At 59.9% G+C, this 14719-nt stretch carries 13 protein-coding genes and 1 tRNA gene; 7 read left to right on the top strand and 7 right to left on the bottom strand.

All coding sequences use genetic code 11. The features are described from left to right. Positions 1-321 precede the first annotated feature (321 nt). Entirely contained in the window at positions 322-2013 is a 1692-nt protein-coding gene (locus tag C4334_RS08085; RefSeq protein ID WP_352431574.1) for a M20/M25/M40 family metallo-hydrolase, read from the top strand. A 298-nt stretch (positions 2014-2311) separates the two neighbouring features. Here the strand turns inward: C4334_RS08085 and thrB are convergent, their stop codons facing one another. From thrB to C4334_RS08060, 5 genes are all read right to left on the bottom strand, one after another. Then, entirely contained in the window at positions 2312-3301 is a 990-nt protein-coding gene (gene thrB, locus C4334_RS08080) for a homoserine kinase (protein WP_352431573.1), read from the bottom strand. Positions 3302-3412: 111 nt separating this feature from the next. Further along, a complete protein-coding gene (gene proC / locus C4334_RS08075) occupies positions 3413-4312 on the bottom strand; it encodes a pyrroline-5-carboxylate reductase (protein WP_352431572.1) in 900 nt (299 codons plus the stop codon). Between the two features lie 8 nt (positions 4313-4320). Continuing rightward, the gene (gene thrC / locus C4334_RS08070; protein ID WP_352431577.1) at positions 4321-5631 is read right to left on the bottom strand and encodes a threonine synthase; all 1311 of its coding nucleotides are present in this window, start codon (positions 5629-5631) and stop codon (positions 4321-4323) included. A gap of 13 nt (positions 5632-5644) precedes the next feature. Further along, positions 5645-7096: an aspartate kinase gene (locus tag C4334_RS08065; RefSeq protein WP_352431571.1), complete on the bottom strand. Its 1452-nt coding sequence runs from the start codon at positions 7094-7096 to the stop codon at positions 5645-5647. A 464-nt stretch (positions 7097-7560) separates the two neighbouring features. Further along, on the bottom strand, positions 7561-7920 hold the full coding sequence (locus C4334_RS08060; protein WP_352431570.1) for an ArsR/SmtB family transcription factor: 360 nt from the start codon (positions 7918-7920) through the stop codon (positions 7561-7563). A gap of 173 nt (positions 7921-8093) precedes the next feature. Between C4334_RS08060 and C4334_RS08055 the strand changes: the two genes are divergently transcribed. From C4334_RS08055 to C4334_RS08040, 4 genes are read left to right on the top strand one after another with little or no spacing between them, the layout of a single operon-like run. Further along, complete coding sequence (locus tag C4334_RS08055) at positions 8094-8663, top strand: rhodanese-like domain-containing protein (protein WP_352431569.1); 570 nt, start codon at positions 8094-8096, stop codon at positions 8661-8663. Continuing rightward, positions 8651-9424 (top strand): sulfite exporter TauE/SafE family protein, encoded by a 774-nt coding sequence (locus C4334_RS08050; RefSeq protein WP_352431568.1) that lies wholly within the window; start codon positions 8651-8653, stop codon positions 9422-9424. The genes C4334_RS08055 and C4334_RS08050 overlap by 13 nt, the downstream gene beginning before the upstream one ends. 59 nt (positions 9425-9483) lie before the next feature. Continuing rightward, entirely contained in the window at positions 9484-10896 is a 1413-nt protein-coding gene (locus tag C4334_RS08045) for a rhodanese-like domain-containing protein (protein WP_352431567.1), read from the top strand. Between the two features lie 23 nt (positions 10897-10919). Beyond that, positions 10920-11534, top strand: a complete 615-nt coding sequence (locus C4334_RS08040; protein WP_352431566.1) for a class I SAM-dependent methyltransferase — start codon at positions 10920-10922, stop codon at positions 11532-11534. Positions 11535-11673: 139 nt separating this feature from the next. On the opposite strand, the gene C4334_RS08035 is transcribed toward C4334_RS08040, so the two are convergent. After that, positions 11674-11750, bottom strand: a tRNA-Arg gene (locus C4334_RS08035). Positions 11751-12056: 306 nt separating this feature from the next. Between C4334_RS08035 and C4334_RS08030 the strand changes: the two genes are divergently transcribed. Continuing rightward, positions 12057-13151: an AI-2E family transporter gene (locus C4334_RS08030; RefSeq protein ID WP_352431565.1), complete on the top strand. Its 1095-nt coding sequence runs from the start codon at positions 12057-12059 to the stop codon at positions 13149-13151. 69 nt (positions 13152-13220) lie between these two features. Beyond that, on the top strand, positions 13221-13823 hold the full coding sequence (locus C4334_RS08025; protein WP_352431564.1) for an NUDIX domain-containing protein: 603 nt from the start codon (positions 13221-13223) through the stop codon (positions 13821-13823). A 463-nt stretch (positions 13824-14286) separates the two neighbouring features. On the opposite strand, the gene C4334_RS08020 is transcribed toward C4334_RS08025, so the two are convergent. After that, entirely contained in the window at positions 14287-14544 is a 258-nt protein-coding gene (locus tag C4334_RS08020) for a hypothetical protein (protein WP_352431563.1), read from the bottom strand. Between the last annotated feature and the right edge of the window lie 175 nt (positions 14545-14719).

Below are 14719 nucleotides of genomic sequence, written 5' to 3'. Positions count from 1 at the left end.
CCTCAATGAATTGAGGGGGATTACAGCCCACTCGCGCTCCCCCGTTTTTCTAAACCTCGCTGCCGCTCGTTCAGCAAAAGGTCAATCGTTCGTTCAGAAGATTTTCCAAAGATCGCGTGCGAAGCGGTTCGTTCGGGCGAAGCCTAAACGCTTGTTCTCAAGGTCGCAGAAAAACTTTCTCGCGGCGGGCTGCGTATAACGGCAGAGCGCTGTGTTTGCGGCGAAATTCCGTTCGCAGCGACCAAACCGTTGCGGCGCGAATCGGCATCAAACGAGGCGCTTCATCATCGAGCGTTGATCAAGGAGAGCGAGAAGAATCGAATGCATAAAAGAAGAGCATCTCGGACGGCTTCATCGAAGCGGCTGTTTCTTTTGGCGTTGTTGCTGACGGTGGGGGCGACGCCTATCGCAGAGGGGCAATCCAGGGTTAAGGCGCGCGCCACCGCCTCGCCGTTGCCTGCGGCAGCTATGCGCGCCGCCGAGCAGATCACGGCGGCGCAACTGAGCGAATACCTTCATTTCATCGCTTCCGACGAGATGGAAGGGCGCGACACTCCATCGCGCGGTCTGGACACGACGGCCAAGTTCATCGCGTTGCAGCTTGCGCGCGCTGGCGTCAAACCAGCGGGCGAAAACGGGACCTATTTCCAGCGCATTGCGCTACGTCGCGTCCGCGTCGATCCGGCGCAGACGCGCGTCACGCTGAACGGTCAAGAGTTCCGCTATGGCGAGGATTTCTTGGCCGGAAACTTCTCCGGCCAGGCAAGCGGCAATCTCGTCTATGTCGGTCACGGTTGGGTCTTCCCGGCGAAGAACATCAACGCTTATGCGGGCGTCGATGTGCGCGACAAGATCATGATCGTCACTGGCGGTCTTCCGAAAGGCGTGACCTTCCGCGACGTGGCCGAAGGTAGATCGGGACAAGATTGGGAAAGCCCGGACAGCTACGGTCGGAAAAACGGCGCGCGCGGCATCGTCATCATCCCTAACTTCCAAGCTCTGGCTACGTGGAACAGGCGACAGCAGAGCGCCGTTGAACGCGGCATCACCTTTGTCGAAAGTTTTCAATCCACGGAAGCGAATCAACTTCCGACGATCACCGCGTCACTCTCTTTGTTGAACGCGCTGTTTCGCGGGGAGAAGCTGAGCGCGGCAGACCTTTTCGCCCGCGCCATCTCGGGTGAGGCGGGCGAAGCGTTCGCGCTGTCGCCTGACAAGACCTTGACAGTGAGCGTCAAGGCTGCGTCTGAGACGATCTATACGCAGAACGTCATCGGCATGGTCGAAGGAAGCGATCCAGTGCTAAAGAACGAATACGTCGCTTTGGGCGCGCACTACGATCACGTCGGAGTAGGTTTGCCGGACGATAAAGGGGATCGCATCTACAACGGAGCGGACGACGATGGATCGGGAACGACCGCGCTGCTCGCAATGGCCGAGGCCGCTGCACGCAGCAGCGTTCGACCCAAGCGCTCGTTGCTCTTCGTCTGGCATGCCGGAGAAGAGAAGGGATTGTGGGGATCGCGTTACTTCACGGAGCATCCGACCGTGCCGCTCGGTCAGATCATCGCGCAACTGAACGTCGACATGATCGGACGGAGCAAACGAGATGGGGACGCGAAGCCAGAAAATCATGATCTTTCCGGCCCAAACGAGATCTACATCATCGGTTCGCGCATGATGAGCACAGAACTCGGCGACTTAAGCGAGCGCGTCAATGGCGCGTACCTCAATCTCGCGCTCAACTACAAGTACGATGATCCGAAGGACCCTAATCGCTTCTTCTTCCGCAGCGATCATTACAACTACGCGCAAAAAGGGATCCCGATCATCTTCTATTTCAACGGCGTGCACGAAGATTATCACCGTCCGTCGGATTCGCCCGACAAGATAGACTACCAGAAGATGGAGCGCGTCGCGCGAACCATTTTCATGACGGCTTGGGCATTGGCCGACTTGCCGCAGCGCCCGCGCGTGGATAAGCAATTGCCCGCAGAGCTTCGCGCGCGATAGGCGTGACCTAAACCTCTAAAGTTTGTCGCAAGGGGCAAGCTTGGCCGGACCGGATTGAGCTTGCCCTTTTACGAAGGAGTTTGCTGCGCGCTGGCCTTTGGCAGGAGCTGAATTCCGCCGTCGAAGCTCAAATCGCGCCGCAAGAGTTCCCGCCTTCAGGCAGTTGCCGAACGCCGCGGAAGCGACTTGACGGCATATGCGACGCGCAGCTCATGGTCGCAACAAGGAAACCCCGCGATTGTAGGGCGTCAACTTGACGCGAGAGCCGTTCAATCGAGACAAGCTCGATTTTGCTCTTTCAATCGGCGAGAGAAGACGAGTCGCGCGCTTTTCGGTCCAATCTCCTCACCACCAACCCTTGCACGTCGACGCACGGAAAGCGAACGGCAGTCTTTATCCCACGCCGACGGAAGGGAAGCGCGATCAATTCAGCGATCTCTTGTTCGCGCCCATCGGTCAGCGCAATCACGCTCGGGCCGGCGCCGCTCAGTGCAACGCCAAGGAGTCCCTCGACGCGCGGCACGTCGAGCGCTTCATCGAGACCGGGCACGAGATTCCGTCGGTAAGGCTGATGCAGCCGATCGCGCATCGCTTCCCAAAGGAGATGGTGTTCGCCGCTTTCGACCGCAGCGCAGAGAAGGGCGACGCGCTGCATGTTGAAGACGGCATCAGCGCGGTCAACACGATCGGGCAGTGCTGCGCGCGCGCGCTTTGTTTCGAGCGGCACGTCGGGCGTCACGACGATGATCTTCAGCGTCGAAGGCCACGGGCGCTTAACGGCGAGGACGCTCCCATCGGGATTTATGCAGTGGACCACCCATCCGCCCAACAGGGCGGCGGCGACGTTATCGGCGTGCCCCTCCAACTCGGTCGCATAACGCAAAAAGTCCGCGGTGGAAAGCGGTTTCCGGCAAATCGCAGCGCCGAGCGCAATGCCAGCGACGATGGCCGCTCCGCTGCTCCCCAAACCGCTCGCAAGCGGTATCTGGCTGCGCACGGCGAGGCGAACGGGCGGCAGTTCCCATCCTCGACGTTCGGCAACAAAGCGCATCGCTCTTTGGATCAAGTTCTCCTCGACGCGAAGCGTTGCACCTTCGCCTTTGATGCGCAAGCGAGGCGCGCTTTCCACAGTCGTTGCTCTGGCTTGAAGATAAAGATCGAGCGCTAGTCCGCAACAGTCGAAGCCTGATCCGAGATTCGAGGTCGAGGCCGGCACGCGAACCTCGACTTTTGCTCGACCATCAATCCCCGGATCGATCGTCTCGGTGATGTTGATCTCAGCTTCCACGCGCGCTTGAAAACCTCTCAGTCAACGGAAAACGGTGGCGCTGATCTTGCTGCACGATGAGGCGCCGGATCAACTCGCCCAGCGATTGTAGCGCGAGCGAGGCGGTTGCGTTCAAGCTTCGTCCGCCTCATTGGCGCGCGCTCTCTTCTCGGCGCGACCGAGCGCGACGGCGCGTTGATAGGCCGCCCACACGGCTTTGGAGAGGACGGTGCGCAGACTGCCTTTTTCCATTTGATAGATCGCTTCGGCAGAGGTCCCGCCGGGCGAGGTGACCATATTGCGCAGTTCCGCCGGGTGCTTGTGTGATTCTTGAGCGAAAAGGACGCTGCCGAGCATTGTTTGTAACACCAGTTCTTGAGCCATGCGGCGTGAGAAGCCCAAATGGACGCCAGCATCGATCAGCGCTTCCATGACGAGGAAGACATACGTCGGCCCCGTTGCGCTCAACGCCGTTGCCATGTCGATCATCCGCTCTTCCTCGACGTACATCTCTTTGCCGAGCGCTCCAAGCAGCGTGCGCACTTGGTCGCGTTGCGCCGCGGTAACTTGCGAAGTGGCGGTCCATACGGTCATCCCCTGCCCGATCTGCGCTGGCGTGTTCGGCATGGTGCGCACCACTGCCGGATGGAGCAACTCGCGCGCGATCGTCTCGATGCGTGCCCCGGCGATGATCGAAAGCACGAGTTGCTCTTCGTGCAACCAGCCACGCAGCTCTTCGAGAATGGTCTTGAGCTTTTGCGGTTTGACGGCCAGAACGACGATCGAATGGCGCGCTTCGCTCGCTGAAGGGCGGTCGAAAGCCGCTGCTTCGCGGTTGCTCTCGAAGACCCGAATGCCATACTTGGCCGCCAGTTCTTCGCGCCGCGTTTGGCGCGGGTGGCTGCCGAGGATCTGCTCGGGCGAGACTAGTTCGCGGCGAAGAAGGCCAGCGATCATGGCTTCGGCCATGACGCCGCACCCAATGAAAGATATTTGCGTGTCGCGCAAAGGCGAGCTTTTCCCCGTACTCATCGCTCGATTCATGTCCAACTTCGGTTGCGATTTGAGAGCAGCGTGAGAATGGTCTCAGCGCGGGCTTCGACGCGCTGCGGCGCGTTGCGGTAGCGCCCGGAAGAAGCCTCGAAGAGCCTTCCCGTGTGATAACGCATCGCGTAATCGGCATCTTTCAGCACGTGACCTGTCAATACAGCGACCACGCGCTCATCTGGCGAAACGAGTCCTTGAGCGACCAGCTTCTTGATGCCGGCCACCGCCGCCGCCGAAGCCGGTTCGCAGCCGATGCCGTCGCGCCCGACGACCGCCTTGGCTTCGGCGATCTCCAACTCGCTAACGGCGACTGCTCGTCCGCCAGTCCGTTGCACGACGCGCGCCGCTTTCTTCCATGAGACGGGCGCACCGATCTTGATCGCTGTGGCGAGCGTCGCTGGATGCGAGATCGGAGCGAGCGATGATGGTTGCGGCGACGCCGACAAGAAACGGACGAGCGGCGCGGCTCCCTCTGCTTGCGCGACGCTCACGCGAGGTAGCCGTTCAATCAAGCCGAGTTCGAGCATCTCAAGGAAACCTTTGCCGAGAGCCGATACGTTGCCTAAGTTGCCGCCAGGCACGATCACATGATCTGGCACTTCCCACGCCAACTGTTCGAGCAGTTCGAACGCGGTCGTCTTCTGTCCTTCCAACCGGAACGGGTTGATCGAATTGACGACGTAGATGGACGGTTCTTCGGATAGTTCGCGGATCAAACTCATGCACCGGTCGAAATCGCCTTCGATCTCCAGCACGGTCGCGCCGTAATCCAAACTCTGAACCAACTTCGCATGGCTGATCTGCCCGCGCGGAACGAGGATCGCACACCGAAGGTCAGCGCGCGCGGCGTACGCCGCGAGGCTGGCCGCCGTGTTGCCCGTGCTGGCGCAAACCACCGTCTGCGCGCCCAAGCGGACGGCTTGCGTAACGGCCACCGTCATGCCCGTGTCTTTGAACGAACCGGTTGGATTGCAGCCCTGATGTTTCAGCAACAGCCGGTCCAATCCGCAATAGCTGGCCGAACGGGGAGCTTCGTAAAGCGGCGTGTTGCCCTCGAAAAGGGTGACCGCAAAGACCCCTTCATCAAAGGGCAGAAGCTCGCGAAAGCGCCATACGCCGCTGCGGTCGCGCGCTTGCGACGAGGCGCGCCGTCGCTGCCAAAGCGCGCGAAGATCGGACGAGTCACGAGCCGGTTGCGTCTTTATCTCCAACAGGCCGCCGCATCGCGAGCAGACGAGCAGCGGCTCGTCCAGCCCGTACCGAGCGGCGCAGTGTGGTTCGACGCATCTTTGTTCGCCCCTCATCACCGGATTGGCATCAAGCGCTTTCGACTTGCAATTCAGGCGCGCTCTGCTCTGCGGCGCGTTCAAGGCCGAACTCTTTGTGAATCGTCGCCACGGCTTGTTTCATCGCTCCGGCCTCGACGACGAAAGAGATATTGTACTCCGAAGAGCCTTGCGCAATGGCGATGATGTTGATCCCGTCTCTGCCAAGCGCGCTGAAGATCCTTCCGGCGACGCCGACCGCACCGCGCATGCCCTCGCCGACGACGGCTACGATGGCGACGTCGTGATCCGCCGTGATGTGTTCGATCTGATGGTGCTTGATGTCAGGCGCGAGCGTGCGCCGAAGCGCTTCGAGCGTTTTCGCCGCGTCTTTGGTTGGAACGACAAAACAGATGTCATTTTGTGAGGAGGCTTGGGAAATCAACAGGATGTTGGCGCGCACGCTGGCCGTCGCCGCAAACGTCTTCGCGATGGCTTCGGGCAGGCCGACGATGCCGCGTCCGCCGACCGTGATCAAACTGACGTCGCCGATCGCCGTGATCGCTTTGACGCCGCTGCGCGTTGGGTGCCCGTTGGGCGTGATCTTGGTGCCAGCTCTCTCGGGGGCGAAACTGTTGCGAATCCAGACCGTGATGCCCGCCTCGGTGATCGGTCGCAGCGTCTTTGGGTGAAGGACCTTGGCGCCGAAATAGGCTAGTTCCGCCGCCTCCGCATAGGAGATCTCATCGAGCGTGCGCGCTTCGGGCACGAGCCGCGGATCGGCGGTCAATACGCCATCGACATCGGTCCAGATGATGATCTCTTCGGCATCGAGCGCTGCGCCGAGAATGGTCGCCGAATAGTCCGACCCGCCGCGTCCGAGCGTGGTGGTGACGCCAGCGGCAGTCGCGCCGATGAAACCGGTGACCACAGGCGTCGCCTGCTCATCGAGCAGAGCGAAGAGCTTCTGACGCGCCGCGCGGCGCGTCTCCGCCATCAAAGGTTCCGCTTGATCGTACTGATCATCCGTGATGATCAGCTCGGTCGCGTCCACAGCCTTTGCGCGCACGCCCATGTGGCGCAAAGTCGCCGCCATCAATCGCGCCGACAGTCGTTCGCCCGCGCCGGAGATCGCCGCTAGGGTGCGCAGCGTCAGTTCGCGCAGCAATGCCGTCCCGCGACATAGATCGAGGACTTGCGCGCAAATCCTTTCGATCTCGCCCCTGACTTCTTTCGCGCTTTCAGCTGTGGAGAGCGTCCGCAGCGCGGCTTCGTGTTGTCGGCGCAGCGCTTCGATCATCTCAATGGCCGCTTGTTCTTCTCCCTCGGCTGCTTTTTGCGCCGCTTCGAACAGGCGGTTGGTCACGCCGCCCATCGCTGAAACGACGGCAACCAAAGGTGCCTTTTGCGCAGCGCGCGCGATGATCTCCGCCGCACGCTGTATGCAACGAGCGTCGCCGACGGAAGTCCCGCCGAACTTCATGACGCGAATCTCTCTTCTCATGGTTCGAAGATCGAAAACCGGTCTTTGGATCCTTTCGATGAAACCTTTTAGCCGCTTCGACGTCGCCCAACGCTCTTCGAATAAAGAACGAGCTAGATCGCACGTGGGCGATATTTGGTCGGCAGACGGATGCAAGCTACAGCATTGTCCTCCATCGGCGCTTAAAGAGCAGCGTTATATGCGCGCGACGCCGCTCGTGTCAAGGATCGAGTCGTGAGGTTTGGCAACAAGGGACGTCGGCGGTAATGGGTTGATAAATAGAGGTTATGATGCGCGCTGCCGGATGAGCGACGAAGGCGGACGCAAAAGTGCGATCTAGCCTCCGGAACTTGAGAGAGCAAGATGTCTTTGACTGCGGTTCCTCGCGCTGTCGCTCTGAGTGCGCTCGGTTCCGCCGAAGCGCGCACGCGCTTCAACCGACGTCGGTTTCGCTCATACGAAGACTGCTTGAGAGGACTTTGCAGTCAAGCGCGGCGCCGGCGCAGCACGCGCAGACCGAGGCTTGCAGCTTGAGATGAGAGCTGCGCGGCAAGCGTATCGCAGACGACCTCGCAAAGCTCGAAGATCTCCGGCGCGGCGATCCTGTAGTAGACGGTCGTGCCCTGCGGACGCCGGGCGAGGATGCCAGCCTCGACCAGCGTCTTCAAGTGTTTGCTGATGTTGGCTTGTGTCGCGCCGAGTTCGGTGACCAGTTGGGTGACCGATTTTTCGCTCCCATCTTGCAGCGCGCGCAAGATCTTCAACCGCGTCGGCTCGCCGAGACAGCGAAAGCGCGCCGCCACCATTTCGAGAACCTCGTCGGAGAGAACCGTCTTCTTCGCCATTTTCATCGCCTGTCAATCCGATCTGATGCGCAACCATCAATGATACTGCCAGCGAGCGGCGGAGCGCAAGATGCCTTCCGGACGACTTGACAGCTTTCAAATATAACTGTATAGTCATAAACGTTATCACGGTGTGAGAAGAACAGGCGAGAGTTAGATCACGAAAGGAGGCGATGATGATGAACGAAGATGTTCAGGTGAGCGAGCTGAAAGAAGCGCTCGAAAGAGGCGACGGCCAATTGCTTGATGTGCGTGAATACGCGGAGTTTGCCGCCGCACACATTCGCGGCGCGCGCCTCATCCCTTTACGCGAGCTGGATGAGCGCTGTGCGGAACTCGACCGAACGCGCCCGCTCTACGTCATTTGTCGCACGGGACGGCGCGCGCGCCAAGCGCAGAATCTGCTGCGCGCTCGTGGGTTCAGCGACGTTCGTTGCGTTGCGGGCGGCATGCTCTCTTGGCAGGAGCGTGGTTACGACGTTGAAAGCGAAGCGGGCGCGCCATGGTCGCTCGAACGGCAGGTGCGCTTTGCTGCCGGGGCGCTCGTCCTTGTCGGCACGCTGGCGAGCTTGTTCGTCGCACAGCCGTTCATATGGTTAGCGATCTTTATCGGCGCCGGTTTGGTCTTCTCGGCCATCACCGACACGTGTGGGATGGCCATGCTGCTTGCGCGCATGCCGTGGAATCGAGCGCGCGGGGAAGCCTCTTGTCGAGCTGGATCGGAGCGGCAATGGGTGAGATGATAAGGCTGACGTTGGGGCTAGTTTTGAGCGCAGCGATCGGCGCGTCGCTGGGACTACTGGGCGGTGGCGGATCGATCATCACCTTGCCCGTTCTGGTTTACGTTCTAGGCGTCGATGTTTATCAAGCGGTCGGCATGTCGCTGGCGGTGGTCGGCGCGACTAGTCTCGTCGGGGCTGCGTTGCACGGGCAGCGCGGGCGAGTGAGTTTGAAGGTCGGGGCGGTCTTCGGCGTTTTTGGGGCGATCGGGGCGATGATCGGCGCGCGTCTGACGCATCTGCTTTCGCCGTCGGCGTTGCTCCTTGCCTTTGCTTCGTTGATGTTGGTCGTCTCCGTTTTGATGTTGACGCGCGAGTCGAACGCGGAGGCGATGGCTGGGCCGCCTCGATTCAACCCCGTCAAGGCCGCCGCTGCCGGGGCGCTGGTTGGCGCGTTGACCGGATTTTTAGGCGTCGGCGGCGGCTTTCTGGTGGTCCCGGCGTTGATCTTCTTCGCCGGATTGACGATCCGCGAAAGCATCGGCACATCGCTGCTGGTGATCGCGATCAACAGTTTCGCCGGTCTCGTCGGGCACCTCGAGCGCGAGCGCTTTGATCTACGCTTGACGGCGCTCGTTACGTTGTGTGCCGTTGGCGGCGCGTTGATCGGCTCAGCCTTATCTCATCGCATCTCGCCGCGTGGGTTGCGGAAGTCGTTCGCCGTTTTCGTCCTCGCTGTGGCGCTGCTGCTCGTAGCGGAGAACTACGCCGTCTTGTTCAGGTAGCGAGCGCCGAAGATAGAAGGTCTTCGCCACATGAATGGCGATGGGGAAAGGAGATCGAGATGTTCTTCAGACAACTGTATGATGAACGCCTCGCGCAAGCGAGTTACTTCGTTGCTTGTCAAGCGACGGGCGAAGCTGTGGTCATCGACCCGAATCGTGACGTCGAACAGTATCTGGAACTGGCCGAGCGCCATGGCTTTCGCCTCGCGGCGGTGACGGAGACGCATATTCACGCCGACTTCGTTTCGGGCGCGCGCGAGCTGGCGCAACGCACTGGGGCGAAACTCTTTCTGTCGGGCGCTGGTCCGCGCGAGTGGCAATACGAATATGCGGAGAAGGAGGGCGCGACTCTATTAGAGGATGGCGCATCTTTTCGCATTGGAAAGATCCTTTTCGAAGCCTTACACACGCCGGGCCACACGCCCGAGCATCTCTCCTTCGTCTTGAAGGATGAAGCGCGCGCTTCCGAACCGGTCGGCATCTTCACGGGCGATTTCGTCTTCGTTGGCGACGTCGGTCGTCCGGATCTTCTGGAGCGTGCCGCTGGAGTCGTCGGAGCGGCTGAAGAAGGCGCGCGTCAGCTCTTCCGCTCCCTCGCGAAGTTCCGTTCCTTGCCCGATTACGTGCAAGTCTGGCCCGGCCATGGGGCGGGAAGCGCGTGCGGACGTGCACTCGGGGCCATGCCGCAAAGCACGGTCGGATACGAGCGACGGTTCAATTGGGCCTTCAAAATCGAAGACGAAGCGGAGTTCGTGCGTGCCGTGCTCGATGGGCAACCCGATTCGCCGCCATACTTCGCCGTGATGAAGCGAGTGAACAAGCGCGGGCCTACGCCCGTCGCGGAGCTTGCGCCGGTCGAAAAACTAGGTTTCGAGAGTTTGTCGGGCGCGTTGGGCCGCTGGATCATCGCCGATACGCGACGCGCGGAAGATTACGCGCGCCGACACATTCCAGGGACGATCAACCTGCCGTTCAATGGGTCTTTCGTTACCTGGGCCGGTTGGCTTCTGCCTTACGACGCGAAGATCGGTTTGATCATCGGGGACGATGCGGCGGGAAGAGCCGTGCGCGCGTTGCGTCTGATCGGTTTGGACCAGATCGCCGGGTTTTGGTCGCCGGAGGTAATCGAGGAGTGGGAAGCGCGAGGGGGGCGGTTGCATAAGATCGAACGCCTCAGCGCCGATCGCGCGCAGCAATTGATCGAAAAGGGAGAGGTGCACGTGCTCGACGTGCGACGCGAGGACGAGCGCGCTCGCGGGCAGATCGCCGGAAGCCTCCACCTCCCGCTCGGCGAACTAATCAAGGGCGAGGCCGAACTTCCAACGGATAAACCCTTGCTCGTCCATTGTCAAACGGGAACGCGCTCGGCGTTGGCCGTCGGTCTGCTGAGCGCGCGCGGTATGGATCACTTGATCGATTTGGAGGGCGGGTTTGCAGCATGGGAGCGCAAAGTGAACGAAGGGAAGAACTGAACGGAGGCGTGTCTGAGAAGACGATGGCGGAGCATTGGGATCGCTTCTACGCGACGCGCGACCCTGCGGAGTTGAGCTGGTGGCAGCCTCATCTTACATGCTCTTTGCGTTTGATCGAGGAAGCCGGATTGCCGCGCGATTCTTCGATCATAGATGTCGGCGGCGGAAACTCGACCCTCGTTGACGATCTATTGGCGCGCGGTTACGAACGGATCACCGTTCTCGATCTTTCAGCGGCAGCTCTCGATCAGGCCAAGCGTCGGTTGGGCGAGAAGGCTGCCAAGGTCACGTGGATCGCAGGCGACGTCACCTCTTTATCTTTGCCCGCGCAGGCTTTCGATCTATGGCATGATCGCGCCGTCTTTCACTTCCTCGTCTCGCCGGAGCGTCGGCGCCAATACCTCGACAACTTGCGCCGCGCGCTCAAACCGGGCGGTCATCTGATCATCGCCACATTTGCTGAGACGGGACCGACAAAATGCAGCGGTCTTCCCGTGGTGCGATACGGTGTGGATGAGCTTGCGCGCGTTGTCGGAGCAGAATTCAAACTGGTCAAAAGCTTGCGCGAAGAGCATCTGACGCCTGCGGGAGCGACGCAAGATTTCATCTACGCGCATTTTGTCTTCTGTGGCAGATGACTCTTTGACGGTGCTTTGGCTCCGATTCGCTTCGGAAGCGATTAAAAGATCGCTCTCCTCCGAGGTTCAAACGACGACCGGCTCCATAGCGGATCAGAGGCGAAAACTAGCGGCTTTCATCGGCGCCCTTTGCTGTTGTTGGCGCCCCCGGCAGGACTCGAACCTGCGACCCTCTGCTTAGAAGGCAGATGCTCTATCCGGCTGAGCTACGGAGGCGCAAGAAATTTAGAACAGCTCCCAATGCGTGCTCCCGAAATTATATCTGCCCTGTTGACCCTTTCGCAACGTTGAGAGAACCCGTCTAACCAAGATGGAACTTCCCCGTGGTTAGGCGAGAAGTTCGGATACGACGGACTGAGCGACGAGGCGCAGTTGCTCGATTTGTGGTTGATTCTGACGGACCGTCGTTCTCCTTCGATCCGGCTCATTGGAAGCGGTTACGTGGGGATCGTCTCACAGACGGTTCAAATGCTAGGATTATGAGGCATTGGTTAATTTAAATCGCGGAGGGGGCTTGAGAGGATGGACGACAGGAGTTCAAAAGCGCGGTGGATCGTCCTGTTGGTCGCTACTGTTTTGGCCCTATACGTTTGTTGGCTGATGCTCAAACCGTTGCTCAACGTGCTGGCGTGGGCGACGGTGCTGGTCATTCTCTTCTACCCCGTGCACAGACGCATCGTGGCGGCGACGCGCAGACCAACATGGAGCGCGCTCGTCTCCTGTGTGTTGGTCGTTTTAACGATCCTTCTGCCGTTCGCCTTGGTTATCTTCGCCGTGCTCAACGAGCTTTCGGGGGCGGTCAAGGTCTTGCAATCTTACGCGATGTCATTGCTCGATGCGAACTCGCCCATCACCGGACCGATGCTGCGTTATCTAGGGCGCTTCGTTGATATCGAGCAACTGAGAGCGCAAGCGCTTTCGACCGAGCGAATACAAACGACGGCTGGCGCACTGGCTGGTCGCACGCTCGGCGTTTTGGGCGGCGCTTTCGGCATCGTCGTCGACACTTTCTTCACCGTCTTTACCATGTACTACTTGTTTCGCGACGGCAACCGCATCTTACGCGCGCTGCGTGATTTTCTACCGCTCAATCGCACGCAAGCGGATGCCATCTTCGAGCGCACGCGGGAAGTGATCAACGCTTGTCTCTACGGCGTGCTGGTCATCGGAATCATTCAGGGCGCGCTTGGAGGGCTGGCTTTCTGGGCGCTCGGATTGCCATCGGCGATCGTGTGGGCAGTGGTAATGGCCGTGCTTTCGATGATCCCAATGGCTGGCGCTTTCATCGTCTGGGTGCCAGCAGCGGTCTTCCTCGCCGTCACGGGACACTGGGTGAAGGCGGCTTTGCTGACGGCTTGGGGCGCTTTGGTCATCGGTACGGTGGACAACTTCTTGCGCCCGAAACTCGTTGGCGAAAAGACGCGCCTGCACGAACTGTTCGTCTTCTTCTCCGTGCTCGGTGGGCTGAGCCTGTTCGGCGTTTTGGGGATCGTGCTCGGCCCTGTGATACTCGCCGTCACGCTCGCGCTGCTGGAGATCGCGCGCGAAGCCAATATTCCGGTCGGTCAGGAGCGCGTCTTCGGCGGTCCGGTTCATCAGCCGACATCAACCGATTGAGATCGCGCCTGATGAAAAGATCAGCCCGGAAAGCCTCGCCGCGCCACATCAATAGCTGACGACATCGACATGGAAAAAAAAGGTGATGCGCTTTGGCGTCTGCCCGATGAAGAGGAGCAGATCAACCCGTGGAGAACGCTCCGCTCGCGCCTTGTCTACGATAACCCATGGATTACGGTGCGTGAAGACGAAGTTCTGCGCCCCGATGGTCGACCCGGAATATACGGCGTCGTGCAGTACAAAAACATCGCGGTCGGCATCCTTCCCGTGGATGGCCAAGACGTTTATCTCGTCGGACAATACCGTTACACGCTCGGTCGCTACTCTTGGGAGATTCCAGAAGGCGGGTGTCCTTTCGGAGAAGACCCGCTCGCGGCCGCAAAGCGCGAGCTGCGAGAAGAGACGGGGCTCGAAGCAGCGAAGTGGCGCTTGGCTGGCGAGGCTCATTTGTCGAATTCCGTATCGGATGAACGCGCGCTTTGGTTCATTGCGACGGGTCTCTCTTTGGGCGAAAGCCGCCCAGAAGGAACCGAACGATTGCAGGTGCGGCGCGTGCCATTCGCTGAAGCCTTGCGCATGGCGTTCGCCGGCGAGATCACGGACGCTCTGAGCTTGTTGGCGATCATGCGCTTTCAGCTCGAAGGAGGTCCCGCATCTTTTCCGATCGAGTGAATGATGGAAGGGCCCGTTGGCGTAGTTAATGCTCTCGTTAGGGCTTTTCAGTGCGCAGCGTCAACGGATCGCAAAGGTTACGCGCGCGGCAGCGGATGATCGCGTTCGTGTTGAGATCCTCACGTCTCGATTCGCATTCAGGGAACCGAGCCGGGAGTGAACAGCAGCGGAAAGCGACAAGCGACAATCACTCTCAGGCGGAACTTAGGTCGAGCGCTCTCGTGTACCCGTGAGGCGTAGAGAGGCGTAGAAATGAGGGGTGTTGCCTTTGTTGCACGCATAGAGCATTAAATCGCTCGAATCTCGCAGGCCGTGAGTCGTTGCAGTGGGAGTCTCTTGTTGGGCACCGCCCCTGTTTAAGCGGGTTAGTTGTTTTCGAGAGCGAAGTTAAAAGAGGGAACGGTCTCAAGACCGTTCCCTCTTGTCGTCAAGGATGATTGCACGGGAGGATAAATCGGGCGCGTTATGCGGCATAACGGTCATCGAGTGGCTCGGCGAAGACGCGACGGCCATTGAGGGCATCGTCGATGATCTCGCGCACTGCGGCCACGTCCGGGTTGACATCCATGCGGTCGCAGGCGCGAAGGTGACGGAGAATGCCCTCGGTCGCGATCTCCCGCGCCAGACCCGACAACTTCGCATAACGACGCGCTTGGATGTGGTCTATTTTCTTGAGTCGCTCTTCGAGCGACATCGCTGCTGCTGTTCCGATGTTCATCATTGCTCCTTCCTTTTTCACCGTAACGCTACGGTTATCGAGATAAGAATAGATGCATGAAAAAAGATTTGGGATGCGTTTTTGTTGCAAATCCCCAAAGAATTTCACGCAGCCCGACGCGGCTTCGGCACTTTTGGCGGCGCATCGAAGGGCGATTTCGGGAGCTGCACAAAACATT

The sequence above is a fragment of the Pyrinomonas sp. genome (assembly GCF_040289685.1).
GTDB lineage: Bacteria > Acidobacteriota > Blastocatellia > Pyrinomonadales > Pyrinomonadaceae > Pyrinomonas.
Note: the sequence above shows the minus strand (reverse complement) of the source record. Positions and strands in the feature narration are given on the sequence as shown.

Excerpts from the sequence above, each read along its gene's own strand:
- C4334_RS08085 (WP_352431574.1), top strand. The coding sequence starts at position 322 with ATGCATAAAAGAAGAGCATCTCGGACGGCTTCATCGAAGCGGCTGTTT.
- proC (WP_352431572.1), bottom strand. The coding sequence starts at position 4,312 with ATGAGTACGGGGAAAAGCTCGCCTTTGCGCGACACGCAAATATCTTTC.
- thrC (WP_352431577.1), bottom strand. The coding sequence starts at position 5,631 with ATGAGGGGCGAACAAAGATGCGTCGAACCACACTGCGCCGCTCGGTAC.
- C4334_RS08065 (WP_352431571.1), bottom strand. The coding sequence starts at position 7,096 with ATGAGAAGAGAGATTCGCGTCATGAAGTTCGGCGGGACTTCCGTCGGC.
- C4334_RS08060 (WP_352431570.1), bottom strand. The coding sequence starts at position 7,920 with ATGGCGAAGAAGACGGTTCTCTCCGACGAGGTTCTCGAAATGGTGGCG.
- C4334_RS08055 (WP_352431569.1), top strand. The coding sequence starts at position 8,094 with ATGATGATGAACGAAGATGTTCAGGTGAGCGAGCTGAAAGAAGCGCTC.
- C4334_RS08050 (WP_352431568.1), top strand. The coding sequence starts at position 8,651 with ATGGGTGAGATGATAAGGCTGACGTTGGGGCTAGTTTTGAGCGCAGCG.
- C4334_RS08045 (WP_352431567.1), top strand. The coding sequence starts at position 9,484 with ATGTTCTTCAGACAACTGTATGATGAACGCCTCGCGCAAGCGAGTTAC.
- C4334_RS08040 (WP_352431566.1), top strand. The coding sequence starts at position 10,920 with ATGGCGGAGCATTGGGATCGCTTCTACGCGACGCGCGACCCTGCGGAG.
- C4334_RS08030 (WP_352431565.1), top strand. The coding sequence starts at position 12,057 with ATGGACGACAGGAGTTCAAAAGCGCGGTGGATCGTCCTGTTGGTCGCT.
- C4334_RS08025 (WP_352431564.1), top strand. The coding sequence starts at position 13,221 with ATGGAAAAAAAAGGTGATGCGCTTTGGCGTCTGCCCGATGAAGAGGAG.
- C4334_RS08020 (WP_352431563.1), bottom strand. The coding sequence starts at position 14,544 with ATGATGAACATCGGAACAGCAGCAGCGATGTCGCTCGAAGAGCGACTC.